The sequence below is a fragment of the Tabrizicola fusiformis genome (assembly GCF_013328815.1).
Lineage (GTDB): Bacteria > Pseudomonadota > Alphaproteobacteria > Rhodobacterales > Rhodobacteraceae > Fuscibacter.
Map to the genome: position 1 here is coordinate 1 of NZ_JABUHN010000011.1, position 26651 is coordinate 26651.

General features: G+C 62.4%; 29 protein-coding genes and 1 pseudogene. 15 read left to right on the top strand and 15 right to left on the bottom strand.

The features are described from left to right. The 5 genes from HS053_RS16580 to HS053_RS16600 form a co-directional block, all read right to left on the bottom strand. A partial coding sequence (locus tag HS053_RS16580) for a hypothetical protein (protein ID WP_174212392.1) occupies window positions 1–380 on the bottom strand: 380 nt, incomplete at its 3' end. Between the two features lie 69 nt (window positions 381–449). Further along, entirely contained in the window at window positions 450–656 is a 207-nt protein-coding gene (locus HS053_RS16585) for a hypothetical protein (RefSeq protein WP_174212393.1), read from the bottom strand. Between the two features lies 1 nt (window position 657). Beyond that, on the bottom strand, window positions 658–1035 hold the full coding sequence (locus tag HS053_RS16590) for a DUF6915 family protein (protein ID WP_174212394.1): 378 nt from the start codon (window positions 1033–1035) through the stop codon (window positions 658–660). A gap of 9 nt (window positions 1036–1044) precedes the next feature. Further along, complete coding sequence (locus HS053_RS16595; protein ID WP_174212395.1) at window positions 1045–1539, bottom strand: DUF6878 family protein; 495 nt, start codon at window positions 1537–1539, stop codon at window positions 1045–1047. 181 nt (window positions 1540–1720) lie between these two features. Further along, window positions 1721–1885, bottom strand: a complete 165-nt coding sequence (locus tag HS053_RS16600; protein WP_168775702.1) for a hypothetical protein — start codon at window positions 1883–1885, stop codon at window positions 1721–1723. Between the two features lie 614 nt (window positions 1886–2499). Here HS053_RS16600 and HS053_RS16605 point away from each other — a divergent pair. Both HS053_RS16605 and HS053_RS16610 read left to right on the top strand, forming a co-directional pair. Next, entirely contained in the window at window positions 2500–2877 is a 378-nt protein-coding gene (locus HS053_RS16605) for a helix-turn-helix domain-containing protein (RefSeq protein WP_174212396.1), read from the top strand. Beyond that, window positions 2877–4157, top strand: coding sequence for a type II toxin-antitoxin system HipA family toxin (locus tag HS053_RS16610; RefSeq protein WP_174212397.1), 1281 nt, complete (start codon window positions 2877–2879; stop codon window positions 4155–4157). Before HS053_RS16605 ends, HS053_RS16610 begins: the two co-directional genes overlap by 1 nt. A 137-nt stretch (window positions 4158–4294) precedes the next feature. On the opposite strand, the gene HS053_RS16615 is transcribed toward HS053_RS16610, so the two are convergent. The 3 genes from HS053_RS16615 to HS053_RS16625 all read right to left on the bottom strand — a co-directional run bounded on the left by HS053_RS16615 (window position 4295) and on the right by HS053_RS16625 (window position 7215). Then, on the bottom strand, window positions 4295–4618 hold the full coding sequence (locus tag HS053_RS16615) for a DUF736 domain-containing protein (RefSeq protein ID WP_174212398.1): 324 nt from the start codon (window positions 4616–4618) through the stop codon (window positions 4295–4297). Window positions 4619–4777: 159 nt separating this feature from the next. Next, the gene (locus HS053_RS16620; RefSeq protein ID WP_174212399.1) at window positions 4778–5977 is read right to left on the bottom strand and encodes a DUF932 domain-containing protein; all 1200 of its coding nucleotides are present in this window, start codon (window positions 5975–5977) and stop codon (window positions 4778–4780) included. 173 nt (window positions 5978–6150) lie between these two features. Beyond that, a complete protein-coding gene (locus HS053_RS16625; protein WP_174212400.1) occupies window positions 6151–7215 on the bottom strand; it encodes a RepB family plasmid replication initiator protein in 1065 nt (354 codons plus the stop codon). Between the two features lie 636 nt (window positions 7216–7851). On the opposite strand from HS053_RS16625, the gene HS053_RS16630 reads away from it, so the two are divergent. Next, window positions 7852–9054 carry an AAA family ATPase gene (locus HS053_RS16630; protein WP_174212401.1) on the top strand — a complete coding sequence of 401 codons (1203 nt, stop codon included), beginning with the start codon at window positions 7852–7854 and terminating at the stop codon, window positions 9052–9054. Then, a complete protein-coding gene (locus HS053_RS16635; RefSeq protein WP_174212402.1) occupies window positions 9051–10046 on the top strand; it encodes a ParB/RepB/Spo0J family partition protein in 996 nt (331 codons plus the stop codon). Before HS053_RS16630 ends, HS053_RS16635 begins: the two co-directional genes overlap by 4 nt. A 46-nt stretch (window positions 10047–10092) precedes the next feature. Here HS053_RS16635 and HS053_RS16640 read toward each other — a convergent pair whose 3' ends face one another. Continuing rightward, complete coding sequence (locus HS053_RS16640) at window positions 10093–10989, bottom strand: recombinase family protein (RefSeq protein ID WP_174212403.1); 897 nt, start codon at window positions 10987–10989, stop codon at window positions 10093–10095. A 230-nt stretch (window positions 10990–11219) separates the two neighbouring features. Here HS053_RS16640 and HS053_RS16645 point away from each other — a divergent pair, with 230 nt between their 5' ends. After that, window positions 11220–12290, top strand: coding sequence for a hypothetical protein (locus HS053_RS16645; RefSeq protein ID WP_043872360.1), 1071 nt, complete (start codon window positions 11220–11222; stop codon window positions 12288–12290). A gap of 57 nt (window positions 12291–12347) precedes the next feature. On the opposite strand, the gene HS053_RS16650 is transcribed toward HS053_RS16645, so the two are convergent. Next, entirely contained in the window at window positions 12348–12764 is a 417-nt protein-coding gene (locus tag HS053_RS16650; protein ID WP_043772414.1) for a MerR family transcriptional regulator, read from the bottom strand. Window positions 12765–12839: 75 nt separating this feature from the next. Here HS053_RS16650 and HS053_RS16655 point away from each other — a divergent pair, with 75 nt between their 5' ends. From HS053_RS16655 to HS053_RS16690, 8 genes and pseudogenes are all read left to right on the top strand, one after another. Continuing rightward, a complete protein-coding gene (locus tag HS053_RS16655) occupies window positions 12840–13229 on the top strand; it encodes a mercuric transporter MerT family protein (RefSeq protein ID WP_043772411.1) in 390 nt (129 codons plus the stop codon). A gap of 18 nt (window positions 13230–13247) precedes the next feature. Further along, entirely contained in the window at window positions 13248–13553 is a 306-nt protein-coding gene (locus HS053_RS16660; protein WP_038068071.1) for a heavy-metal-associated domain-containing protein, read from the top strand. A gap of 4 nt (window positions 13554–13557) precedes the next feature. Then, complete coding sequence (merF, locus tag HS053_RS16665; protein WP_082033411.1) at window positions 13558–13791, top strand: mercury resistance system transport protein MerF; 234 nt, start codon at window positions 13558–13560, stop codon at window positions 13789–13791. A 4-nt stretch (window positions 13792–13795) separates the two neighbouring features. After that, window positions 13796–15220 (top strand): mercury(II) reductase, encoded by a 1425-nt coding sequence (gene merA, locus HS053_RS16670; RefSeq protein WP_043772569.1) that lies wholly within the window; start codon window positions 13796–13798, stop codon window positions 15218–15220. 58 nt (window positions 15221–15278) lie between these two features. After that, a pseudogene (locus tag HS053_RS16675) lies at window positions 15279–15479 on the top strand (hypothetical protein); the annotation flags it as partial. A 559-nt stretch (window positions 15480–16038) separates the two neighbouring features. Continuing rightward, entirely contained in the window at window positions 16039–16860 is an 822-nt protein-coding gene (locus HS053_RS16680) for a chromate resistance protein ChrB domain-containing protein (protein ID WP_174212404.1), read from the top strand. Next, on the top strand, window positions 16860–17309 hold the full coding sequence (locus HS053_RS16685) for a chromate transporter (RefSeq protein WP_206677617.1): 450 nt from the start codon (window positions 16860–16862) through the stop codon (window positions 17307–17309). Before HS053_RS16680 ends, HS053_RS16685 begins: the two co-directional genes overlap by 1 nt. A 78-nt stretch (window positions 17310–17387) precedes the next feature. Beyond that, window positions 17388–18833, top strand: a complete 1446-nt coding sequence (locus tag HS053_RS16690) for an ISKra4 family transposase (protein ID WP_174212405.1) — start codon at window positions 17388–17390, stop codon at window positions 18831–18833. A gap of 290 nt (window positions 18834–19123) precedes the next feature. Here HS053_RS16690 and HS053_RS16695 read toward each other — a convergent pair whose 3' ends face one another. The 5 genes from HS053_RS16695 to HS053_RS16715 form a co-directional block, all read right to left on the bottom strand. Beyond that, window positions 19124–19297 (bottom strand): hypothetical protein, encoded by a 174-nt coding sequence (locus tag HS053_RS16695; RefSeq protein WP_174212406.1) that lies wholly within the window; start codon window positions 19295–19297, stop codon window positions 19124–19126. A gap of 25 nt (window positions 19298–19322) precedes the next feature. Next, a complete protein-coding gene (locus HS053_RS16700) occupies window positions 19323–20990 on the bottom strand; it encodes a cbb3-type cytochrome c oxidase subunit I (protein ID WP_174212407.1) in 1668 nt (555 codons plus the stop codon). 13 nt (window positions 20991–21003) lie between these two features. After that, entirely contained in the window at window positions 21004–21675 is a 672-nt protein-coding gene (locus HS053_RS16705) for a cupredoxin domain-containing protein (RefSeq protein WP_174212408.1), read from the bottom strand. A 936-nt stretch (window positions 21676–22611) separates the two neighbouring features. After that, entirely contained in the window at window positions 22612–23082 is a 471-nt protein-coding gene (cueR, locus tag HS053_RS16710) for a Cu(I)-responsive transcriptional regulator (RefSeq protein ID WP_174212409.1), read from the bottom strand. 13 nt (window positions 23083–23095) lie between these two features. Continuing rightward, window positions 23096–25567: a heavy metal translocating P-type ATPase gene (locus HS053_RS16715; RefSeq protein ID WP_458358907.1), complete on the bottom strand. Its 2472-nt coding sequence runs from the start codon at window positions 25565–25567 to the stop codon at window positions 23096–23098. 173 nt (window positions 25568–25740) lie between these two features. On the opposite strand from HS053_RS16715, the gene HS053_RS16720 reads away from it, so the two are divergent. Together HS053_RS16720 and copM are read left to right on the top strand one after the other, a co-directional pair. Continuing rightward, window positions 25741–25929 (top strand): heavy-metal-associated domain-containing protein, encoded by a 189-nt coding sequence (locus HS053_RS16720; protein ID WP_174212411.1) that lies wholly within the window; start codon window positions 25741–25743, stop codon window positions 25927–25929. A 29-nt stretch (window positions 25930–25958) separates the two neighbouring features. After that, window positions 25959–26375 (top strand): CopM family metallochaperone, encoded by a 417-nt coding sequence (copM, locus tag HS053_RS16725; RefSeq protein ID WP_174212412.1) that lies wholly within the window; start codon window positions 25959–25961, stop codon window positions 26373–26375. Window positions 26376–26651 lie beyond the last annotated feature (276 nt).

Below are 26651 nucleotides of genomic sequence, written 5' to 3' on the forward strand. Positions count from 1 at the left end.
TGGTCTGGCAGTATGCCAAGTCGATGCTTCTCGTCGACTGGAGGGCCATGCGGCATAATCCTGATCCCGGCATAATATGGTTTATGCCGAATTCGGCATAAGGCGTAGTCGAAGCCCCAGAGGCCGGTGAGATCGAGGTCTTCCGCGAGGCGCAGCACGAAGTGGATGACCCCTTCGACATCGCCCTGCCCGTCGTCATGGAACCAGAGGACGGAACTGCCCGGGCCATCCGGCAGTGAAAGGGCAAAGCCCGAGAACTCCGGATCGTCCAAGGCCTCGTCTTCCTCGCGCAAGCGCAGGAAGAGATCGAGCGCCGCGAGGGCCTTGTCAGGTGTCCCGACGTCCAGGACGCAGGAGAATTGGGTGAAATAGTCAGCCACGATGGGCTCCTTTCAGAATGAAAACCCGGGCCGCGACGGTCGGGTCAGGTCGGGTTGCGATGGGGGGGATCAGCCCGCTTCCGCGGGCTGGGGGATATTGGATGCGACCTGTGCTGCGGCATGGGCCTGCAAGAGCTCGCGGTAGTAGCGCTTGCGCGCCTCGCGCCAGCTGCGGACTGCGAGCGTGTCGGGGTGCAACCGCCGGATCGCCGTGCGCAGGACTGTGAGGGGAGAGGCTTCAGGGGTCAGTCCGAGGTTCTGATAGGCGCGGCTCATGTCAGCTGACCTCCAGCACCGGCATCACCAGTTGCGGATCGACCTCGGCTTCGATCTCCTGGGTCCGGCCCATCCACGGCTCGGCCCGGATCGAGCGCGCCCAATCGGCAAAGCTGGGGATGAAACCCAGATCCTCGCGGACATGCTGCTCGCCAACCCAGCGGGTCGGGATCACCCGGCTCGTCGATAGAGTGAGGGTTTTCCCGTGGACCTGCTCCAGCAGGAAAATCCCCTCGGCATGGTGACGGAGGGCGCGGTGCCGGAAGTCCGCCAGGATGAGCTTTGAGGCATCGAAGAATTCATGACAGGCGAGGTAGTCGTCGACCGTCCCGCCCCACTTTTTCACCGAAGACAGGGCGTGGTGATACGGATGTGCCATCGCCGCCCCTCAGAAGTCGTGGGTGTAGAGTTCGGACGAGGTGAACCGTTCGTTGAACTCGAGGTGGATGGTCCGGGCGCGGGCATCGATGCAGAACTCGCCATAGGCGCCGTCATTGTCCTGCCAGCCGGAATGCGAATCGGAGAGGAGGTCGTAGACCAGCTCTTCGACGGCGCCTTCGAGGGTCAGACAGCGCTCGGTGGGTGCCCCGCTCTGCCAGTCGATGCCGGCAAAGGTGATTTGAGCGGCGGGCAGCGTGACGCTTTGGTCAGCATCATTCCGGGCCTCGATGCTCTCGATCTGCCCGCTGTCGCCTGAGCCATCGAAACTGACCAGGGCATGCGCGATGCCGACAAGGCGCAGCCCGTCGAACAGTACCTCCTTGTTCCGGGCGTGCAGCGCCACCTCGGCGGCGTCACGCTCGGCCTGCTCGGCCAGGATGCGGGACAGTTCGGATGAGAGTTCAGGGGCCGGCGCAGCGCGGCCGGGAAGGTGGATGGTCATTTTGGGATCTCCGGGGAGAGCGGGTTACAGGTGAGCCCGCCGCCGCTCTCTCTGTCTCAGCGGGCTCGCCCTGCCCGCTCCCGCCTCGACCTCCCCCTGCCGGACCCCTCGGTTCGGTGCCGTGTCCCCGGACGGGCGCGCTGGATGGGCGCGACCCGGGTGGGTGAGGCGCTTTCGCGCCTCATTGCCAGGGATCGATTTCCAGGGCGACGAGCGCCTCGTCGCCATCGTATTCATCAGACGGCATCGCCCCGTGCGTGCCGTCCCCGGCCTGAAACACGGTGATCGCGACCATCAGCGTGGCGGCGAGGCTGGCGGCGTAAGCGGTGGCATCTTTTTTGGACATGGGGTCGGCTCCTGTCTTCTTGGGGGCGGAGGACCATCCCCCGCGCGACAGGCGCCCGAAGTGTCTGACCGGATCTGCAATCACCCTCGTGCGTTCGGCTCGTCCGAATCCGCGAGGGCGGCACGCTCGCGTAGCCGACCCCTCTGGGGTTGAGTGTCAAAGAGACGGATCAGACCAAGGACAGCGAATGGAAGCGGGGGATGGGGCTTTGACCCGAGACAGGAGCTCCTGCCCCGTCACAGGATGCCCACCGCTCGCCAGCATTGCCGCCATGCGGGTCGCCAGCGATCAGCTGGTTCAGACCGGGAAGGTAGAGGGGCAACTTGCCATCGATGAATACGGGCGGGCGGGACCGTCACCTTGGAAACCCCATGGCATCAGGCTGAAACGCCACACCATTCCTGCCGCAGGTCTTGCTGCATTCTACACGGAGCGACACCTTGCCTGGCTGATACCGAACTGTTCCTGGAATTGTCGCGCACTTGAGATGCGAGATATTCCAGCCTGCCCTTGTGACGGATTCTGTACTTCTCCGGAGCCGCTGCGACTTTACAACTGGTCTTTTACGCCATATATGGCAGTTTAAGCTATCATAGACGCCGTATCCGACAGACATGTCAAATCTGAAAGCCCTTCGCTCCCTGACTGACCTTGGCCAGAACCTGCGCCAGGCCCGTCTGTCGCGCCGGTTCTCCATCGCAGAGCTGGCAACGCGGGCAGATGTGTCCGAGCGTACGCTGATGCGACTGGAAAAGGGCGATCCCGGAGTCGGCGTCGGAAATCTTGCTGCAGTGTTGGCCGCACTGGGAAGCCCCAAGGGTCTGGCTGATCTCATTTCACCAGAAAATGACCCCGTCGGCCTCTCTCGCGCGCTGGATGCCATTCCCAAACGAGGGCGCAGCTTCAAGCCTGGCAAGTCCACGAAGGCTGAGGCGAGAGGCGACGAAGCATCCCCTGCCCCGAAGCCTGAGCGCAAAGGGGTCAGTTTCTGATGGCCGAAGTGGATCGCATTACCGTCCGCCGCACCCGCTCCGCGCCGGGCAAGCAGGAGGCCGAAGTTCATCTCGGCAATAGTCTCCTGCATGTGGGAAAGCTGCGTTTCGCATTCGACCGGGGCCGCCAACACTCGGAGTTCAGCTACAGTCAGGGGTGGACCGACGACCCAAAGGGTTTCGCCCTCGCGCCCGATCTTCCTCTTGGACTTGCACCCTTCTTCGCTTCATCCGGGCGCGGAGGGGATCAGCGCGAGAGTCTGCCCGGTGCGTTTCAGGATGCGGCGCCAGATGCCTGGGGACGGATGCTGATGGAACGGCTGCACGGGGCAGGCCTAAGCGAGTTCGACATGCTGACGCTGACCGATGATACGACCCGGCAAGGGGCGCTGCGGTTCTGTGACAGTGAAGGGCGTGTGATTACTGGCGACACGGCCCCGGTTCCACAGCTGATCGACCTCGAAGACCTGCGCAGCATTGCCGCCACCATCGAACGCCGTGGCGAGGTTTCGAATGCGGCGCTGCGGCAGATGGCCGGCGCGGGTGGCTCCATCGGTGGAGCCCGGCCCAAGGCCAATGCTCTGGACGGCGGTCAACTCTGGATCGCGAAGTTTTCGTCAGCGACAGATGCGAGTCCAGTCGAGCGGATCGAGGTGGCCACGCTGCAACTGGCGCGATCGGTGGGGCTGAACGCCCCCGACGCCAACCTGATGCTGGAGGCAACCGACAGTCCGATCGCACTGATCCGCCGGTTTGACCGCGACGGGCCCGCACGCATCCCCTATATCTCCGCCCGCACCGCACTCCAGCGCCGCGGAGCCGAGCAAGGTGCCTATACCGAAATCGCAGGGTTCATCCAGCAGCACAGCGACAACCCGCAGGCGGACCTGACAGAGCTCTGGCTGCGGATCGTGTTCACCGTCTTGGTCACCAACACCGACGACCATCTGAAGAACCATGGCTTCGTCTATGCCGGCGATGGCCAGTGGAGCCTCTCTCAGATGTTCGACGTGAATCCGCAGCCTGAGCGGCATCGGCTGCTCAAGACGGCCATTTTCGAGGGTGCGCCCTTCGAAGCATCGCTTGAGATGGCGATCGAGGCCGCAGAGTTCTTCAGCCTGTCCCCGTCCGAGGCACGGCAGCGCGCTCGCGTGATGGCGAGGCAGATCCGCGACACCTGGCAGACGATCATGCAGCGTCATGGCGTGACGGGTCGCGATCTTAGCCAGCTGGCCCCCGCCTTCGAACATCGGGAGATGGAGCTGGCTCTGGCGCTGTGAAGTGATCTTCACCGCCGGATACGGCAGTTTATCACCATATAAGTGCCATATACGGCATGTAATGTGGTACAGCTTGCGATAGAACTAGTGCAAGCACTTCGGCCCCGGTCTTTCGACCGGGGCCTTTGCTTTTGCGATCAGTCGCCGCGGCGGGTGTTGGGGCGGGACCAGATGAGGCTGTAGCCCTCGCCGTCTTCGTCATCGAAGAGGTTGGCGTAGATCGGGGCGGCGAAGCTCGGATCGTCCAGCTTCAGGCCCAGGTATTCGCGGTTCTCGTTCGATTTCTTCGTCCAGGCGGCGCCGATCTCGGCGCGGCCGACCAGGACCCGGTGGGAGGGGGCGTTCTCGCCCGAGGCGCGCAGGTCCGGGACGAGGCGCACACCCTTGGCCTGCAGGCTGAGGGTGAAGATTTCGCCGGTGTATTCGGTGCCGGTCTTCTTGAAGGTGCCGATGGTCGCCATGGTCTTTCTCCGTTTTGCTGTTTCGGGCCCGCGTCCTTGCGGCCTCGATGGCGATCGACAGCCCGGAGGCAACCGCTGGCGGAGTTGGCCGGGAAGGAGTAAAGGGGGGGAAATGCTGACGGACAGAAGGCCGAAGGGCCCCCTGCCCCGCTGCTGATGTCAGCCGACGCGGTCGAGAAGTTTCTTGGCGCGGCCTTCCATGTCGAGACGCGCATCCTGCTGGGTCTTGTCGCGCGCCAAGCGCGTGATCCCCTGCACGAAGTCGAAGATGCTCTCGGGCGGGCGGCCCTCTTCCATCAGCACCTTCTCGATGATCTTGCCCGACTCCGACTTCGAGAAGCCGCGCTTCCGCAGGAAATCGTCCCGATCCTCATCCGTCCGCGCCACGATCTGCTGCCGCGCCGCCTTGATGCCGTTCACGAATCCCTGCGGCGAAGAATTGGCGAAGCGAGTCAGCGCCGGGGCGGCCTCTTGGGCAAAGCGGGAGGCCGCGTATTTCGAGTGGCGGATGGTGATCTCCTGGAAGTCCTCCACGCCCCAGAGGTTGCGGTTCTGGCACACCGCCCTGAGGTAGAAGCTCGCCATGCCGAGCGTCTTGGCGCCCACCTCGGAGTTCCAGCAGTAGAAGCCCCGGAAGTAGAGATCGGGGGAGCCGCCCGGCAGGCGACCCGCTTCGATGGGGTTGCGATCATCGACCAGGAACAGGAAGACGTCGCGGTCAGAGGCGTAAAGGGTCGTCGTGTCGCGGCTGATCTCGACATCGGGGTTGTAGACCCCGGTCGACCAGTCGAGCACGCCCGGAACTTTCCAGCGCGTATCGCCGGTGCCATTGCCCGCGATGCGCTGGACCGCCTCGACCAGTTCATGGTCGTGGATGCGGCCGTAGTCAGGGCCGGTCACGGCGCGCAATTCGGTGCGGCCATCCTCGGTCTCGAACGTCTTCACCTGCTCGGCGCGGTGGTTGCTGAGGCCGTATTGCAGGTTGATCCCGGCCAAAGGCGCAGGCAACTGCCGCAGGTAGGAGGCCGGGGCACCGACGATGCTGGCCAACTGGCCGAAGGCCCAATGCGTCGGAGCCACGGGCTCCTTGGCCTTGGGGAGGACCAAGTGCAGCCGCTCGGCGCTGTCGCGCGCAGCTTCGACCCGGATCTGCGCCGTCTCAACGACGCGGGACCGGCTCCGCTCGGACCGACCCTTCACCGAAGCCCAGAGATCGTCGAGCGAGAGATACCGCTCGTCATCGGGCCGGTTGAACCATTCGGACGACACCCGCCCGTTCCGCTCGCCCCGGCTCACATCCACCCTGTAGCCGCCCAACCTCACCGACCGCACAGGGTCCATAATTTCCACGTTGCTCATGGCAGTCTCTCCGTGACGGGCGCCGGAAGCCTCTCTCCCGGCTATGGCCCGTCACAGGCCAAAAGGCCCACTCTAACTCTTCCCCCTTACCGGTGCACACAATGACACGGAGGCATGAAGTCCATTTAACTATTTGATACTACTTATGAAAGCGGCAGATTGCCAATTGGCAACTATCTGATGGGATTGGCCTCAGCAAACTTCCGGAAGAATGCCAAAAATGCCCTATCCGGATCGTCCGCAGGGGGCTTTCCGGCTGCCCAAGTGCGCCACTCACCTTCCACGAAATAGATATCGTAGCCTGCATGCCGAAGGCGCGCCGTCTCGTAGGTTTCTGTCCGCAGTGGCGTACCACGCGACTGGAGCCATGCCGGACGGGGCTTCAACTCGGGGGCCTTCGGCCGCTGATCGGGTGTCGCCTCAACAGGAGCGGACGGGACTACCCTGTCCTCGGTGCCGGCAGCCCTAATACGTCGTCCGACTTTGGAAAACTGGAGAGCACGCCCTGCTGCGCCGGTCGCCTCCTCATCCTTCCGCCACCATTTGAGCTCAACATGTGTGACGCTTCGGCCAGATTTCAGGGGCTCGAACGCCACCATGAAATCGGAAAGGTCATTCACCTCTGCGACGGCGGGATCGAGAGCTCGAAGCTTGAGGTTTGACCAGGAAGTCAGCTTTCCCTTCGGTACACCAAGGATGCCCCGAAGTGCGTCAAGCGAAAACCGCTCTGCTGACCTCCAACGCAAGTTTCCCCGCTTCTGCACCATCTCGTAAAGCGTTAGCGAGTATTTGGATGAAAGCGCGAACATCACCTCGCGCTGAAGGCGAGCGAAAACAGTTGAGTTCGCGATGATCTTTCGCAATCGCGCGGGTATTTCGTACTCGATCAAACCGTCAGATCGCAGTGCTTCGATGTTCCCTCCTAGCAACTGTACTCGCTCGATCGCCGGTCCGCCGTCCCAGTTGACAGACACCTTGACGACCGCCGACATCAAGCGCTCCAAGCTTTCGCCAACCCGGTCATTCGAGTTGTGTTTGCCTCGCAGTGCCGATTTCGAGATGATGTGGCTCACGGGCTTGTCGATGGCATCCCATGCGTTCTCAAGAAGTTGATTGTAAATTCTCCGATCGTTGAGGCTCAGGGGTGTTACCTCGATCAGATCAACCAGTTCGCCTGGCTTGATCAGACTGTCGGCACTTGGCCGAGCATCAATGGTGCGATAGGGTTTTTCAGCCATGGAGCCCATACATGCTTTGTCTTACTTTTGTAGTTTGAAGTGAGTAAGCGAGCAAGTGTCTGGTAGCGCTCAGATCGGCAGACGTCGGGCCGGCACCCAATTTGTAAGTTGATCACGCGAGGACGAATCAGGGGCGATTCGCAGGCGATTGAAAGCAAAGAGAAATCTGCAGCCCGACGCCTTGAGAGGTTGCGTCACCCGAAATGTAAGTCTTCGACCAGTTGCAAAAAGTAAGTCGTCCCGCCCCGATTCGTAAGTTCTACACTCCCAGAATGTATGGCTAAGCACCCAGGAAGTAAGGTAAGGCGTGTATTATCTATGCTTTACAGCCGCTTACGGCATGCGAACCCTAGAACCAGAAAGAATCTGAACTCTTAGAGGTTTTCTTTGTGGATAATTTTTCAGGAAGAAGGTTGCGCTGACCGCCACCTCTCATTGAAACCCTACTTTTTGGGATGGGGCGACATCGTGACGGGCGCAGACTATCGACTTTCTGAGCCACGCCAGCGAAAGAGCGGAAGTCGACGTCAAGTTGCCCGTTTTCCGGAGGATCACCGTCGAGACGGTGATTTCCGAACTTTACCCTGCGTGGAAGATGCAGCATGATTCGAGCATAACCACAGAAGAGAGCAGTTGATGGACGATACCGTGCTGCCACCGGTCACGCTGAGCGAGCTTACCCTCCTAACACGTCGCGCGGCGACCGTGATCGAGCGCCTGAGAGAGCGTGTCTTCGCTCCGAATTCCGAGAAGCGCCTGGATATCCGTTTCAACGTCCGGACCGCCGCTGAGATGGTTGGCCGGACGGAGAAGGCGATCAGAGACGCTGAAGCGGACGGGCGGCTATCTGAACCCGACAAAGACGCGGAGACGGGGCGCCGCACGGGATACACTCTCGCGCAAGTCAACAAGATGCGAGAGGTCTTCGGTACCTTGCCGCACCGCGGTGCGGATGACCCTCCGCTTGTTCTCGCCGTACAGAATTTCAAAGGCGGCGTCGGCAAGTCAACCATCGTCAGCCACTTGGCGCAGTTCTTCGCACTAAAGGGCTACCGCGTGTGCGTTATCGACTGCGATAGCCAAGCGTCTTCAACGGCGATCTTCGGGATGAACCCAGACGTGGACGTGGATGAGGAGGAAGACACGCTATACCCCTTCCTACGCCACGGCGGGCCGAAGTCACTGCACTACGCTCTGCGGGCGACCTACTGGCCCGGGATTGCCCTGATTCCGGCTAATCTAGGACTCTACGACGCAGAATATGAGTTTGCGGCGAGGATGGCACGAGAGCCCACCTTCATCCTTGACCGGTTGCGCGATGGGATTGCGAGCATATCCGACCAGTTCGACGTGGTCCTTTTGGACCCGCCGCCTGCGTTGGGTATGATCTCCCTCTCAGTTCTACGGGCCGCCAACGCTCTTCTGATACCGGCGCCACCGAGTAACATCGATTTCGCCTCGACAGCACATTTTCTGAAAATGATGGAGGCGACGCTAACCGAGCTTTCGAAGTTCGGCGGCGAACGATCGTACAGCTTCGTGAAGATTCTGGCGTCCAAAATGAATGACCAGAAGTCTGCGCATGTGGCCATCAAACGCATGATGGATGCGGTGTTTCCGCAGGACATGCTTCAGTCGGTCCTGAAAGACAGCGCAGAAATCGACAATGCGACGGCCAACCTTTCGACAGTTTATGAACTGACCGGACCGAGCACGCGGACCGAAACGCACAAGCGGTGCCGTGCATACCTTGATGCGGTCGGTCGAGAGATTGAGACCTTGGCTCGTAAGACTTGGCCGAGCCATCATCGTGCGCTTCGCAAGGAGGGAGTGCTGTGAGCAAGCGTCATGACGCGATCTTCGAGGATGTCCTCAAAGATCTGAACAACGAATCTGCTCCAGGGGAAGAAGACCGCGGCGGTACGCGATTTCTCCGCAGGTCAAATGCTCTGGCTGACGTCGGGGAGCGCGAAGAAAAGGTGCTGCGTTGGGTGGATCCCGCCCTGTGTGTCATGTGGGATCGTCACAACCGCGCCTACGAGCTGCTGAACGAAGACAACTGTCGTGATTTGATCGACTCGATCAAGTCTCAAGGCCAACAGGAGTTTCCGGCCATCGTTCGCAAACTGCGGAAGGGTCGCGGTGCGGAGTATGAAGTCATCTGTGGGGCGCGGCGCCATTTTGCGGTCTCGTGGCTTCGTGCGAACAACTACCCGCAGTTCCGCTATCTTATCGAAGTTCGCGATCTTTCCGATGAGGAAGCTTTCCGTCTCGCTGATGTCGAAAACCGTGATCGCGAGGACATCTCGGACTTCGAACGCGCTCGGGACTATGCTGCGGCGCTTGAGCAGTATTATGGCGGGCGACAAAAGGCGATGGCCGAGCGGCTTGAGGTTTCGGAGGGGTGGCTGTCGCGCTACCTGAATCTGGCACGGCTTCCCGATCAGGTGGTGGCCGCATACCAATCAATTCGCGAGATCAAGGAGCTTCACGCGCGCGTCTTGAAGCCGCTACTGGCGGACCCGAAGGTCGCTTCGTCCGTAATACAGGTGGCTCGTGACCTGGCCGAAAGACAGGCTGCTGCGCGAGCAGGGCAGGGGGCTCCGATTGAGGCTTCTGCAGTGCTTTCATCTCTCAGATCCGCAGCTTCGGGCCCGAAGCGCAAGCGACCTCCGGAGCAGATTTTTCGGGGCGATGCGGACAGCATTGGGGTGACACTTAGAAAGCGTGGGTCGAATGTTGTTCTGGAGTTCAGCGATAAGCTTTCTGACGCATCGCTGCGGGCTGCTTTTGAAGCCTATCTCGCAAACAGAAGCGCAGGGCGGAAGTAAGTTACCAATTGGCAAGAAGTGGATTTTTGCACGATGGTACAAATAGTTAGACGAGTTTCGACCCAAACAAACCTAGCCGTTCCGCCCGCTTCAGCAGCATCGCGACGGAAGACGGCTGCCAACTCGTCCGTCCTCGGGGCGTGCGCTCGCGCATAGCCTCCAGGCGGCCACAAATGGCCTGCAGCGTGATGTCGGGGTCCGCGCCTTTAATGGCAGCGACGATGGCAGGCAGGCGGTCGTCCATCTCGCGCCGACTGGAGCGGCCCAGAACGTTCCCGGGCAGGAAGCCGTCCCGGACATAGGCGTTGACGGCCCGCAGGAGGCGGCCTTGCGTCCACTGGCGCTCGCGGGGCAGTGGGCCGTTGACGATGCGCAGCACGTCTTCCCACGCCATGTCGGGCCGCAGTCGGCGTACATGGGGCACCCAGTCCTGGGCCGTCTCGTTCAGCCTCTCCATATAGCCGTCCTGGCGTGCCAGCCGCACCTTGCGCAGTGCCGCCGGATCGCGGGCGCGCAGGCCTGGGTTCCCGCCAACCCGCCCCTTAGTGCGTGCGCTGGCCAGCCCCGCCTTGGTGCGTTCGCGGATCAGGGCGCGTTCAAACTCGGCCGCGGCACCCAGGACCTGCAGGGTGAACTTGCCCTGAGGGCTGGCCGTGTCGATCGGGTCCGTGAGCGAGCGGAAGAACGCGCCCTTCGCCTCCAGCCGTTCGATCACCTCGAGGAGATGGGACAGCGACCGCGCCAGGCGGTCAATGCGCACGACGACCAGCGTGTCGCCCTTGCCGATCCGCTCCAGCACCCGCGCCAGCACCGGGCGCGCGCGGTTCCCGCCCGAAGCCTGTTCCTCATGGATCTCGGCGCAGCCCGCGGATTTCAAGGCCTGCAACTGGGGCAGGGTAGTTTGGTCCTCAGTTGAAATGCGCGCGTATCCGATCAGGTGCACGGGGCAGGGGGCCTGTTTTGCAGTTTATGATGTTGCCAATAAACGACCGTTTGTAAACGAATGCAAGAGCGTGCTCTGTGGCACTGCTCATCAGAAACCCCTTAGTTTGCATAGGCTGAGCGCGATCAGAGAGTTCTGGCAGACCGTGCCGCGCGCATGCAATATAAGGAGCGCGGGCGCATTCCGACAAAACCCTTGGGTAAAAAGCAAAATTCCAGTATTTTGCACATATGAAGCCTCAAGTGCCTGCCTTTCATGATGAATCGGACGCTCTCTTCCTCGACGCTGAGGAGGTGGAACAGTCGTCCGAAGACGATCTTTGGTTCCTGCCCGGTCCGATGGAAGAGGAGCCGGACTACTTGCCACCAGGACCACGGGCCGAACTGCGTGAAGGCGAGGTCCTCGACGATTGGCGGAAAGCAGAGGCAGGTCATGCCGCGCGTCTTGCCCGTGTGGCCGGTCGCGTCGGCGCGCTGGACGACCGCCTGAAGCGCAGCCCGGAAGGATGGCGGCACAGGCTTGCCCTGATCGAGGCTGCCGACCTCAGCTGGTTCGCGGGTGACCGCATTGGCCCGGATCGCATTGCTATTTGGATATCCATGCGCCTGTCAGGCGTTCAAGAGGACCCCGCAGCACTGGCGCGTGTCGGTTGGGCGGTACGTCGTCTGACAGGGGGACCAGGCCCAGAGGTGGACCTTTCTGCCTTCCTCGATCGTCGCGATCCCGAGAACATGGTCGATGACGCCGAGCCTTTCGCGGATCGCGCGGGCGGTTGGCTGAACCTGATGGCGCAAGCCGCCGAGCTGCACCCGATAACCCGTGCCTGCGCGGGTTATCACCTCTGGAGCCTTGCGGGCCTTGGGCAGCAGGGCGATCGAATGGAAGCGGCAGTCACGGCCGCGCGGATCGCGGCCAGCGAGGGCAAGGGAGCAGTCTTTGCACCTCTGGCCATGGGTGGGGCAGGGGGGCTGCGCGCTGGCGGCCCACCCGCTGATCGTTTGGCGCGTTGGCTTGAGGGGATGGAGACGGCATGTCTGACAGCAATGCGGCACCTAGACGATGTCGAAGCATGGTCAGCGCGGGCGGAAGCCGAAATGACACCGCTTTCGGGCAAGACCCCGCGCGCCTTGCGCGCTGTGCTTACCGAATGGCCCCTTGTCTCTACCCCGATGGGCGAGGTCCTGACCAACGCTAGCCGTGCCGCCGTTCAACGCAATATTGCCTGGATGGAAGCGCGAGGCCTGATCCGCGAGGTGACCGGCCAGGGGCGATTCAAGATATGGGTAGCGGCACGATCTTGAATCTTCCAGTTCGATGCATGGGAGCTTCAAGAGTTCGGGAAGTTCGTGTCATAGTTTTCAGTTTCCAGAAATCGCGTCGAGCACCGGACAGTTGGGGACTTCGGCGCCAGAACACCTGGATGCCGTTGCAGCGAGGACGGATTCGATCCGCCGGAGATCCGCGATCTTCGCCCGCACGTCCGCAAGGTGACGTTTTGTCCGCTCCTTGACCTCGGCGCAGGTCGGCGCGGCACCATCGTCGAGCCCCATCAGCCCGCGAATGTCCTCCATCGAGAACCCGAGCTCGCGGGCGCGCAGGATGAAGCGAAGGCGCGTGGCGTGTGCGGCGGAATATATCCGGTAGCCTGCGGCGCTGCGCGGCGGGTCGGGCAGCAGGCCGGTTTTCTCGTAATAGCGGATCGTCTCGATGTTGCATCCGGTCGCCCGGGCCAGGTCGCCGCGTGTTAAGCTGCTCTCGCTTTCGTGATCGATCATGGGGGTTTTCCTCTTGAGCCTGTAGCTACTACAGACCCTACACCCATCGTCAACCACAGACGAAAGGTGCGCGACATGGCGCTGACAGACGACAGAACTGACACCTCAGCAGCGGATCGCCCCGCCCGAAAGGGCTGGCTTGCGGCGGGCGGGGTGATGGGCGCCTTTCTCGCCTCGGCCTGCTGTGTCGGACCATTGGTGCTGCTGACCCTCGGTATCTCGGGGGCCTGGATCAGCAACCTGACGGCGCTGGAGCCCTTCAAGCCGATCTTCGCCGTGATTTCGCTCGGCTTCATCGGGGCGGGATTCCGGCAGGTCTATTTCCGCAAACCGACCGTCTGCGAGCCCGGTTCCTACTGCGCGCGCCCATCCTCGGCGCGCATCACCAAGTCCGCTCTCTGGACCTCCCTGATCCTCGTCCTCGCTGCACTCACCATCGACTGGTGGGCTCCGCTTCTCTACTGATCTCGAAAGGACACCCTCATGAAGACGATCCTTGCCCTTGTTCTGTTCGGCCTGACCGCCACAGCACCCATCACGGCCATCCCTGCCGTCGCGCAAACCGTCGCCGCCGAGCAGACCCTCACCTTCGCGGTGGACAATATGACCTGTGCGCTGTGTCCGGTCACCGTGAAGCGCGCGATGGAGGGCGTCGAAGGCGTGCACGCGGTCGAGATCGACTTCGAGGCGCGCACCGCTACTGTCGTCTTCGACACCGCCGCGACCAGCGCAGAGGCGATCGCCACCGCGTCGGCCAATGCAGGCTACCCGGCGCGCGTCTCGGGTTGACGGGATGACCGAGCGGACAGACCGCAAGCTGATTGCAACAGGTGTCGTCGGCACCGTCATCGCAGCGCTCTGCTGCTTCACGCCGATCCTGGTCGTTCTTCTCGGCGCCGTGGGCCTGTCGGCCTGGCTGGGTTGGCTCGACTATGTGCTGCTGCCCGCGCTGGCGTTTTTAATCGGCCTAACCATCTATGCCGTCTGGCGGCGGCAGCGGCGCAGGGCATCTCAAGAAAATGGATGAGTTCATGAAATTCGAAACCAAGGCGCCCACGGGCGATTTCGACCTCGCCGTGATCGGCGCCGGATCGGCTGGCTTCTCCGCCGCGATCACCGCCGCCGAGGGCGGCAAGCGCGTCGCGCTGATCGGGCATGGGACCATCGGCGGCACCTGCGTGAACGTGGGCTGCGTGCCCTCCAAGACGATGATCCGCGCTGCGGAAGCCCTGCACAGCGCGCAGTCGGCGCATCGTTTCCCGGGCCTCAGCGGAGAGGCGCAGGTCGCCGACTGGTCGGCGCTGGTTGCGGCCAAGGACGATCTTGTCGCTACACTGCGCCAGAAGAAGTACGCCGATCTGCTGCCGGGCTACGAGGGTGTGACCTATCTCGACGAGGGTCCAGGCCGTCTCGTCCCCGGCGGGGTCGAGGTCGGCGGGCGCAGGATCACGGCTCCCAAGGTGATCGTCGCCACCGGCGGTCGACCGGCCAGGCCCGACATCCCTGGGGTCCGGGACGTACCAACGCTCGACAGCACGTCGCTGCTGGATCTCGACCAGTTGCCCGAAAGCCTGATCTTCCTCGGCGGCGGCTATATCGGCGTGGAGCTGGCGCAGATGATGGCGCGGATGGGCACGCGGGTTACCATCGTCTGCCGTTCGCGCCTGTTGCCGCGCACCGAGCCGGAGGTGGCGCAAGCGCTCACCGAGGTCTTGCGCGCCGGGAGTGTCACGGTTCTTGACGGCGCAACCTATCACGCCGCGCGGCGCGACGGAGACCGTGCGGTGCTGACCGTGACGGTGAATGGCGCGGAGCGCGAACTGACGGCCGACCGCCTCGTCCTGACGACGGGGCGCGCCGCCAACACCGAGGGGCTGGGCCTCGCGGAGATGGGCGTCGAGACCGACGCACGCGGTGCGATCCGGGTTGGCGACGACATGCAGACCACAAAGCCCGGGATCTTTGCCGCGGGTGACGTCACGGACCGCGATCAATTCGTTTATATGGCCGCCTATGGCGCCAAGTTGGCCGCCCGCAACGCCGTCATGGGCGGGGCCGAACAATACGACAATGCGGCGATGCCCTGGGTGGTGTTCACTGATCCGCAGGTCGCCGGGGTCGGGCTGACTGAGGCGCAGGCGCGCGCGGCGGGTCATGACGTCAAGACCAGCGTGCTGACCCTCGACAACGTGCCTCGCGCGCTTGCCGCGCGCGATACGCGCGGGCTGATCAAGCTGGTCGCGGACCGGGCGACAGACCGTCTGCTTGGCGGCGTGATCATGGCGCCGGAGGGGGCAGACAGCGTGCAGACGCTGGTCATGGCGCTTAAGATCGGTATGACGACGAAGGCACTCGGCGAGACGATCTTCCCCTATCTGACAACGGTCGAGGGGCTGAAACTCGCCGCGCAGACTTTCGACAAGGATGTCGCGAAGCTGTCGTGCTGCGCTGGATGAAACGAGCAGATTTATCCAGCTTGGACCCTCAAGCGTGTCTAAGACGAGCAAGGCAGGCGAAATGACCCCACTTTCGGGCAAGACCACGCGCGCCTTGCGCGCCGTGCTTACCGAATGGCCCCTTGTCTCTGCCCCGATGGGCGAGGCCCTGACCAACGCTAGCCGTGCCGCCGTGCAACGCAATCTCGCCTGGACGCAAGCGCGAGGCCTGATCCGGGAGGTGACGGGGCAGGGGCGGTATCGATTGTGGCGCATGTGAGCAACCAAATGGGCACCACCAGGAGCGTTTTTGCACAAGTAGAGACAAATGGCAGTAAAGGTTCGCTGAGCACTATTGCACGGGTTGCGGCAAAGTTAAAAAGCGGTGCTTGGGGTAGGTCAGGGGCGTCCTGATACCGGATGCGAAGGGGTGACAATTAAGCTTATTGTGCAAAACTCGATGGATCTGGGCCTGATGCTGATCACGGACTAGATCCCCAGCTGCAGGAATATTGACAAGATCTTCGCCAGTCATCTGACCGCACAATACAACAAGGGCCAGTATTCCAACGAATAACCGGTGCGCATGTCAAAATCATGAGGACCGTGAACGGGATCGGCTACCCGAATGGGTTTTCCGGTGGCATCGATCGATCGGTTGAGAAATAACAGCGTCGATTTTTGCTATGACATTGGTGTAATAGACCCACCTGAAAGGCTATCCTTCCTTGACATGATTGCTCCTAAATCAGATAGTTCGCGTATGGGGATTGCGAGCTCCCCACGAGGCGCCAGCCGAAGATCGCGTTCCATACCACCCGCAAGACGGAGGAACGCACATGCCTGCGCCCAATGCCATTTCGTTCGAAAAGCTTACCCGCATCATCGGAACCCCCCGCGCACCGCTCCTGCTCGACGTGCGATCCGAAGAGGATTTTGCCGCTGATCCACGGCTGCTCCCTGGCGCCACCCGGATCGACGATCAGACGCTCGCCGACCTCGCGCCACAACTCGGCGGCCAGTCGTCGATCGCTGTCTGTCAAGCTGGCCACCGCCGCAGTCAGGGTACCGCCGCCTGGCTGCGCGCCGAGGGTTGCTCCTCGGAATATCTCGAGGGCGGTTTCGAGGCATGGCGCTCTGCCGGGTTGCCGCTGATTGATCGGGCTAAGTTGCCCGCGCGCGATGCGCAGGGTCGCACCATCTGGGTCACGCGCTCGCGGCCCAAGATTGACCGCATCGCGTGTCCCTGGCTGATCCGGCGCTTTCTCGATCCCCGCGCGATCATCCTGTTCGTCGCGCCTGCCGAGGTGGAGGGCGTCGCCGAACGATACAATGGGTCGCCCTTCGACATCGAAGGTGTGTTCTGGAGCCACCGGGACGACCTCTGCACCTTCGACGTCATGCTCGCCGAGTTCGGCCTGACCATTCCTGCCCTCGACCGGCTCGCGACAATCGTGCGCGGCGCTGACACTGCGCGACTCGACCTCGCGCCCGAGGCGGCCGGCCTGCTTGCCGCATCGCTCGGCCTGTCACGTATGTATTCGGACGATCTGGAGCAGTTAGAGGCCGGAATGTTGCTATACGACGCCTTCTATCGCTGGGCGCGGGATGCAACTGACGAAACACATAATTGGCCCACCAACAAGCCGAAGGCAGACTGATGCAGGACCGCACATATCCAACGCTGACCGAGGCTACTCGTATATGGGCCCGTATCGGTCTCTTGAGCTTCGGCGGTCCAGCTGGACAGATCGCGCTTATGCACCGCATCCTGGTCGAGGAGCAACGCTGGCTTGGCGAGAAGCGGTTCCTCCATGCGCTTAACTATTGCATGTTGTTACCAGGCCCGGAAGCGATGCAACTCGCGGTCTATATTGGCTGGCTGATGCACCGCACGCTCGGCGGCATCATCGCGGGCGTCCTGTTCGTGCTGCCCGGCGTCATCGCTATCATGGCGCTCAGCTGGATCTATGCGCTCTACGGCAATGTCGGACCGATCGAGGCACTGTTCTTCGGGCTCAAGGCGGCAGTGCTGGCCATCGTGGTGCAGGCGGTCATCCGTATCGGATCGCGTGCCCTGAAGAACGGCGCGATGGTCGCTGTCGCGTGAGAGCGTTCAATTCCCTGGGGTGCATTGTTTGCCGAAGCGGGCTCTACTCTCTGCCAGTCTTGGCAGAGGAGAGGCAGGATGCGCTGGAAAATCAGTATTGAGGGTTCGGACGAAATCACGCGAGGCCACCGGTTCGAGTTTGAGATCGAGAAGAGCCTTGATGATCTGATCGCCGGTAACGTCGGCCTGTCGATCGATGAAGGCAAAGCTATCATGGCCTCGCTTCAACGGAACATCATCGAGCGGCAGTGCGCCCTCTATGTTCTGTTCCGACGTCATTGCGAGGGATGTGGCGGAACGCGGCCGGTCAAGGACTATTCGACCAGAACGATCCAGACAGTTTACGGCGCTGTGACCGTGGAGAGCCCGCGGCTGTACCCCTGCCGCAGCTGCATGCCCGGCGTTGATTTCACAATCACCCCGATTTCCGAGCTCTGCCCTAACCGGGCGACTGCAGAACTGATGACACTTACTGCTAAGCTTGGCGCACTTATGCCCTACCGGGCAGCGGCGAAAGTTCTGACCGATTTTCTGCCTGGGCAGACACCAACTCGGCACACGACCCTGCGACATCGCACGTTGGCAATTGGCAAGCGACTGGAAGAAAAGGAAGAACAGCGCATGCTCTTTGAAAAAGTTGACACGCAGGAACGTCATCAACGCGAGCTGCCGCTGCCTGGAGACCCAGAAAGGGAATTTGTCCTCAGCATCGATACTGCTCATATCCCGCAAGTCCGCGGCCATGAAACGCGAAGTTTCGAAGCGGTCATTTGTCATGCAAGTCGTGGCGGGGTCGGATCCGACCGAGGAATCTTGTTCGCGTTTTCTGGCACCTCGCGAAAGAGAATGCGCGCGGAAGGGCTACTCGCCCTCAAACGACTTGGATACGAAGGCAAAGGCGAAATCACTGTGATTTCTGATGCTGAGGACTGTCTGAAACGCCTAAAATCAGCACTACCACAGACAGCCACGCACATCCTCGACTGGTTTCACATTGCCATGAAGCTGCGCCCCATCGAGCAGACTGCCGCGTGGTTGGCGCGCCGACTGCCGCCGGACGAGCGGGAGGAGCTTCTGGAGGACATAACAGCGGTGAGGTGGCGTCTTTGGAATGGTCAAACAGACAGGGCAATTGACCTGATCGGTCGCCTGTTTCACGACCTGAAGGCAGTTGAACAGGGCAGCACCGCGATCGTCCCGCTACGAGGCGGTCTGTTGAACTTGCGCACCTACATCGAGCAGAACCGGGGTTCGATCGCCAACTACAGCGCAAGATATCGCGAAGGGAAACGGATCGCCTCCACGGCGGCTGAAGCGAGCGTCAACAATCTCGTCGCAAAGCGGATGGTCAAGAAGCAACAGATGCGCTGGTCGGAACGAGGGGCGAACCTGCTCCTTCAGGTTCGCGTCGCCCTTGCCAATGGCGATCTTGCGGAACGTCTCGCCTACCAGCCGCCCATTCAACCAAGGCAGACCATCATTTCGCCATTCGTGCCGGTACCGCTCTTTCAGCGTGCCGCATGACCCCAGGTAGTTGAACGGTCCCACAAACGTCGCTCAACGCGCAGTGTGCCGGATTTAAAGGCAACGCGACAGCCGGTGATCTCGGCTCTGATCGCCGATGTCGTGACGCGCACGAGCCGCGCGGCAGTCCAGCGAAACCTCAGCTGGACAGATGAAAGAGGTTTGATCCGCGAAGTGACGGGGCAAGGACGATTTCGGATGTGGCGCGCGTCCTTGCCCCGATGACTATCTCCGTCAAATCAAAACTACCTGCCTGCAGGCAGGAGCCCGCTTGCAAAGAGAAGCTGGTTTCAGCTTCTTGCCGCCCTCCAGACAACTGCGGCGATGGCAAAGAACAGGGCGGCCCCGAAGCCCCACACGCGGGCATAGCCAATCATGTCGCCCCATGGGGCCAAGGCATAGCCGATCGCCAAGGCGGTCCAGATGCACGCCACGCCAATCAACAGCCAGATATCTTCTTTCATGTCAGATCTCCTGTGGAATTTCCTGTCAGTGACCCATCTCGCCAGTGGCGATGAGGGGAACCGCTTGCAGCAACTCGAACCCAAGGGTGCTGAAGCCATACATGGCGACCGCAATCACGAGGATGGACACCGGCCCTGTCCAAGCAGCGTTGCGCCCGACGGGCAAGGCCTCCCATTGGACCGGAGCCCGGTAGGATGCCTCCGCTGTTTCCGACCGGCCGAACACCGAAGCCAGAGCGATCGCTGCATAGGCAAGGAGGGAGAGCGCCATGACGGTTCCGCCCAAGCCGACAAATCCCATGAGTGTCGACCAGACCGCAGGCGCTTCGCCGCCGTATGTGACATCCATCACCCGCCGCGGCACGCCCATGTAACCCGCAGCCACGCCCGCGCTGCCAAATACCAGAAGCCCTGCCGATGCCACCCACGGCAGCGACCGCAGCAGCCCCGGCGCACGAAGCGGGCGGCCAGTCAACTCTGGCAACAACGCCGTGAGTCCCGCGAGCAGCGACAGGCTGACGGTTCCCACCGTGAAGAAATGGAAGTACCCCGGAACGAAGAACGTATCCGACAGCAGCGGTGCCAGCTTCTCCTGGATCAGCACGAATGCCAGCGAGATGCCGAAGATCATGTTGACCACGGCCATGCTTGCCGCGTTTGTCGCGGGATGCTCCCACGGCAGCTTGCGCAACCAGCCGAACAGACCCGTTGCACCCGAGGCTCGCGCGTGAACCTCCAGCGTTGCGACGATCACCAGGAAGGCGGTCAGCGTCGGTACCGAAACGAACAGCGAGAGCGCCGAACCCGCCACCTTGACATACTCCGGCAGGCCGGGGTCGAGGAACATGTGGTATAGCGAGGTTGGCGGCACGAAGACGAGATACAGGCTGAAGACCAGCTTCGAGAATCTGGCACCAAACACCGACTTTGCGCCGGTCAGCACCTGCATCAGGATGTACCAGACAACCACCGTCGCCATGAGCGGCAAGTAATGCAGATTGTGGAACAGGATGTGCCAGCCTGTCTCCTGGCTTGCCGGAAAGGCGCCCAGTCCGGCGGCCCAGAGCAAGGCCGGCAGGAAGGCGTGAATTGCCGCAAAGCCGGTGACGATCAGAAAGCCGGCCCATGCCAGAAGGGCAAAGCCAAGCGCGTCCAGAGACCGGCGGCGGCTGCGCCCGAGAGAGGGCAGAAGCGTGGCAATGGCGGATGCCGGGACCAGGATCAGACCAAGTCCCAGCAAGACATAGCCAAGGCTGAAGACCAGAGCGGTCATCGGTTCATCAACCAGTAGGTCGGCCTTGCCGTCGTATAGCGGGGGCGAACCCATCACCGAGGCCAGAAGCCCAAGGCCGAACCCCAGCACCATCGCAATGGATCCGGAAAGGGCCAATGGATGCTTGACCAGTCCGGTCTTCCCCCCGCCGTTCCCGCGCTCGGCGGCAGAAAACCCGAGCAGCAGGGCCGCCTGGGCGAAGTAGAGCCAGTAGAAGAAGGCACTGAGTCCGTGCACCGAAAGGAAACGGTAGCCGGACTCGGGCAGGACCGGCAGGAACCCGGCCCGGACAAGGGCGGTCAGCAGACCGCCCGCAAGGCCGATGATCAGCGCCACAAGTGCAGCGACAGCCAGAAAGATGACAATGCGCCGATCCTGACGAGGAAGCGAGCGCAACCGGGAAACGATTGTGTCAGACATTGGAACCTCCCCTTCAGACGACGGTAATGCGGGCTTGCATGCCATCATGGCCGGGTCCGCAGTAGGATGTGCAATAGACGAGAAAACTGCCCGGTCGGGTGAACGTCATTTGCAGTTCCGTCTCGACCCCGGGGCCGAGGCGGATCATCCTGGCGCCTTCTCCGAACTGGATCGACGCGCCGTGGGTGACGTCGGCGGCCAGCATTCGGAAGCGATAGGGCCGGTCGACCTCCAGCCGGATGTCCGAGGGGTCAAAGTAGAAACGTTCGGCCAGCATGAGCACTTCGACGGGCGTGTCCATTCCTGCATGATCCGGCTCGGTGTGTGCTGCTTCCACATCAGAAGCCATCTCCATCCCGTCCATGTTCATGCCGGACATGGCTTCCGGATTGGCGACCGGCCTGGGATAGACGGATCCATCCGGCTCGCTGAAGCGGGCGACGAAATCGGCAAGCTCTGTCCGGAAGGCTTCGACATTCGATGTCGAAGCCATTCCGCCGTGACCCTCCATTGCCATCGCGGCCATGGGATCAGAATCCGCAGCTGAGGTTTCTGCGTTGCGCAAGAATGCGAAGGGGTTTGGGGCTGCGCCGTAAGCGGCCCAGAGGCCGTAGAGGCTTACGCCGCCAAAGCCCAACGTGGCGATGAACCCACGTCTTGTGGTGAAGTGTTTGTCGGGTTTCATGGTTCAATCCATCATGTGGATGATCGCAGACGCGTGCAGCCGGCGTCTTGGCGTATCGGATCATTGAGGTGCAGCGGGTTCGCGGACGGGCACAGGTCAGAGGTGCCAATGCTCCGCTCAGCTGCAGCGGCCGGACGTGGAAAACAGCGCCCTAGATCGCAATCGGCGGACGATATCCTGGAGACACGGCAACGCCGGAATGGTCTGCTCGGTCGAGGCCCAGGATCACGGCAGTCGCGATCGACACCAGAGGCGTCAGAGGATTGCTCTCGCCAAGACTTATCGAAATGCATCCGAGAAGCGGACAGGCCTGAAGGTGCGACGCATGTATTCTGGATGCGACGCCTTCCGTCTCGCCAGTACCGATGTGCACCGAGGAGTCAAAGTGCGACGCGATGGTGGTGCATCCAGTTGCAGTCGTGGCATCGGAAGCCAAGGACGGCTGCCCGACAAAGCCCAGTACGGCTACGGCAAGGGTAAGAAGCATCCGGAGAAAGATGCCATGCCCGGCTGGGGCATTTCTTTTTGCGCGGACGTTCCCTTGGTGTTGCATTCTGCGCCTGACCAGTCAGCAATGGCCAATGCTCTCAGGCGAGACCTGACCTCGCCTTGACACAAGTCAAGTGCCCCGGTTTTTGCAACAATCAAGCGTGATCAGACCCGCATCCCTGTTTTCTAAGGCGCGTCGTCGGGTGATGCGGCGCATTCTGATTTGTCACGGACCGAAGGGGGCAGGCGTGCCAGCGTCAGGGCAAGACCCAACCATCCGATCAAGCTCGCGTCCGGAACGCGCCCGACGTAGAGCGCGGCGATGTCAGGCGGGATGGTGGGAACGGAGCAAGCGGCACCTGCCGCCAGAAAATCCCACTGGTTGCCACGACAGCGGTAACGGCCCGCCCGGCTTGTCGGATCCAAGGAACAGCGGTCTGCACGAAGTCAATGTGTTTGAAGTATGGTCGCCGGACCGGAGCGGATTGCCGCAGACCGGCCGCCTTCGCTGTGGGCGTCGACTTGTTGCGGACCCTCCAGCAGATCGGCAAGGATCGGACAGTCGGGACGGTGGTCGCCGCAGCATGCGTTAGCCAGGTGACGGAGCGTGTCCATCATCGCCTGCATCTCGCGAATACGAGTCTCAAGACCGGCGATCTGCTCCAGGGCGATCCGCTTCACGTCGGCGCTCTGCCGGGACCGGTCCTGCCAAAGTGCCAACAGTTCCTCGATTTTTTCGACCGGGAAACCAAGGTCGCGCGCCCTGCGAATGAAGCGCAGAACCTGCACGTCGGTCATTGTGTAGAGGCGGTATCCTGACGTTGTTCGCCCCGCTGCCGGGATGAGACCGACGGACTCATAGTAGCGGATCATCTTGGCCGACACGCCCGAGGCCTTTGCAGCTTCACCGATATTCATGACCATTCCTCCTTCAATTCAATGTTGCGGGCGCAAAGCGCCGCAGCCGAAGTGCGTTGCTGAGCACGAAGACGGATGAGAGGGCCATGGCGGCGGCGGCGATGATCGGCGACAGAAGGAGGCCGAAGGCGGGCCACAGCACCCCCGCAGCTACCGGGATCAGCAGCGCGTTGTAGATGAAGGCCCAGAACAGGTTCTGCCGGATGTTGCGCATCGTCGCTTTCGACAGCGCGATGGCGTCGGACACGGCGGTCAGCCGGCCGGTCATCAGCACCACATCCGCCGCCTCGATGGCGATGTCGGTGCCGGTGCCGACGGCGAGGCCCACATCCGCCTCGGCCAGCGCCGGGGCGTCGTTGATGCCGTCGCCGACATAGGCAAGCTGGCCGATACCTTTCAGCCGCTTCACCGCATCGACCTTGCCGTCGGGCAGCACCTCGGCCACCACCTCGTCGATGCCAAGCTGGCGGGCGATGGCGTTCCCGGTGCGGGCGTTGTCGCCGGTTATCATCGCGACCTTCAGACCAAGGGCGTGCAGCGCGCGGATCGCCTGTGGCGTGGTTTCCTTGATTGGGTCGGCGACGGCGAGGATCGCTGCCAGCTTCCCGTCGATGGTGGCATAGAGCGGCGACTTGCCCTGATCACCCATCTGCGCGGCGGCGTCGGCGAATTGGGCCACGTCAAGGCCGAGCTTGGTCATGTAGCGGTCGGCGCCGACCTCGATCCTTTGCCCGCCTGCCGTGGCGGTGACGCCAAAGCCGGTGACGGAGTCGAAAGAGGTGACTTCGGCCAGGGTCAGCCCGTCCACACCCGCCGCCGCGACGATGGCGCGGGCGATCGGGTGTTCCGATTTCGCCTCGACCGCCGCGACGGCGGCGAGGACGGCGGCACGGTCGAAGCCCGGCGCGAGCACGAGGTCGGTCAGCTTCGGCTTGCCCTCGGTGAGGGTGCCGGTCTTATCCAGCGCCACCACCTTGACGCCTTGCAGCGATTGCAGCGCCTCGCCCTTGCGGAACAGGACACCGAGTTCCGCGCCGCGCCCGGTGCCGACCATGATCGAGGTCGGCGTGGCCAGCCCCATGGCGCAGGGGCAGGCGATGATCAGCACGGCCACCGCGTTGACAAGGCCGAAGGTCAGCGCTGGATCGGGGCCGAAGACCAGCCAGACTGCGAAGGTCAGTGCGGCCAGCACCATCACGGCGGGCACGAACCACATCGTCACCTGATCGACCAGCGCCTGAATCGGGAGTTTCCCGCCCTGCGCCGCCTCGACCATGCGGATGATCTGGGCGAGCATCGTCGCCTCGCCAACCGCCGTGGCACGGAAGCTGAAGGCGCCGGTCTGGTTGACCGTGCCGCCAGTGACGGCGCTGCCTGCGATCTTTTCCACCGGCAGAGGTTCGCCCGAGATCATGCTTTCGTCGATCCAGCTATTCCCGTCGGTGACTTCGCCGTCGACCGGCACCTTCTCGCCCGGTCGGACCTCGACCACATCGCCGGGGCGGACCTCGGCAACGGGCAGTTCTACCGCGACACCGCCCCTGACGACGCGGGCGGTCTTGGCCTGCAACCCCACCAGCCGCTTGATTGCCTCCGATGTGCGGCCCTTGGCGCGGGCTTCAAGGTAGCGGCCGAGCAGGATCAGCGTCACGATCACTGCGGCCGCCTCGTAGTAGACGTTGATGGTGCCAGGGGGCAGCAGACCGGGGGCAAAGGTCGCCACCAGCGAATAGGCGTAGGCGGCGGAAGTGCCGACCGCGACCAGGCTGTTCATGTCGGGTGCCAGCCGCGCCAGCGCCGGGAAACCCTTGCGGAAGAAGCGCAGGCCGGGGCCGAAAAGCACGGCGCTGGCCAGGGCGAACTGGACATACCAGCTTGCCTGGAGGCCGATGCTGTTCACGATCGCCATGTGAATCGGCATGAACAGATGCCGACCCATCTCCAGCACGAAGACCGGCGCGGTCAGGGCGGCGGCAATCAGCACGTCGCGCTTGAGGCCAGCCTCTTCGGCGGCCTTTTTCGCCGCCGTCTCGTCCGACACAGCCATCGCCGGGGCGGCGGGACGGGCGTCGTAGCCCGCATCGGCCACCGCGCGCACCAGCGCCGCCGGATCGGCCGACCCCGTCACCGTCGCCCGCTCGGTCGCGAGGTTGACGACGGCTGAGGTCACACCCGGCACCGTTTTCAACGCCCGTTCCACGCGCGCAACGCACGAGGCGCAGGTCATCCCCTCGATCTCCAGATCGACGGGACGCACGGGAACGGCGTAGCCTGCCCCCTCCACCGCCTGCACCAGCGCCGCACGGTCCAGCGACGGGCCGGTCACTTCGGCGCGCTCGGTCGCCAGGTTGACCGATGCCGCAGCCACCCCCGGCACCGCTTTCAGCGCCCGTTCGACATGTGCCACGCAGGAGGCGCAGGTCATGCCCTCGACTTCGATCACCATCCGGTCCGTGGCGGATACGGATGGTTGCCTTGCCTGCATGTTCATTGCGGGACTCCTTCCAAGGTGCTTCCGCGAACATAGATAGGGCTTCCCATCATGGGAAGGTCAAGGGCTAGCTTCTATTCCGTCTTCACGGCTTTGTGGGCTTGACCTTACAACCGTGGGAAGCCCTATCTCACAATGCATGAGGCAAAAACCTGAAGGAGGCACTCATGCAGTTCCATATCGAGAACATGACCTGCGGCGGCTGCGTGCGCAGCGTGACCAAGGCCATCCAGTCGGTCGATCCGGCAGCCGAAGTCAGCGCCGATCCCAGCACCCACAAGGTTGAAGTCAGATCGGAGACTCCCCGCGAGCGGCTGGCCGCAGCTCTGACCGAGGTCGGGTACGCGCCGGCCTGACGTAATCCAAGGAGAAAAGGAAAACAGAAATGAAAAAGCGCAGACTTGTGCTATCGGCAGCGGCCATTGCTCTCTTTGGCGGCCTTGCCATTGCCCAGACCATGGAGGGGATGGACCATTCCAACATGGGCGGAATGGGAGACATGGGCATGATGAGCCACATGTCGCTGATCCCGCCGGAACTGGCCGACAATCCGTCCGCACAGGCCTATGCCGCCGCGATGGACAAGATGATGGCCGACATGATGGTGCCCTATACCGGGGACGCGGATGTGGACTTCGTGCGCGGCATGATCCCGCATCACGAAGCGGCGGTCGCCATGGCGCAGATCCAGCTTGAGCACGGCAAGGATCCGGAAATCCGCAAGCTCGCGGAAGCGGTGATCGCGGCTCAGGAGGCCGAGATTACCCAGCTGAAGGCCTGGCTCGCCGCTCGCGGCCTGTAGGGCACTTCCGCGGCGTGCGGGGTGGCTTGCTCCCGGCCATCCCGCCGCCCGACGGGCGGGAGCACGGGATGGAAGCCTTCGGTTTCTTTCTTCGGTGCTTCCGGGGGCAGCAACACATCCCGAATGCGTTTGATGCAGCAGTGCAGCGGTCATGGCGCCATCCGCTCTCGAAAGCGCGTTCCGCAGGTCTGCTTGCTGCGGTCGAGAGAGAGCCGAGCGGCTCGGTAATCTCCAGCGGGTTCGTGCGTCGATAGAGGTGGCCTGTATGACGCGGCG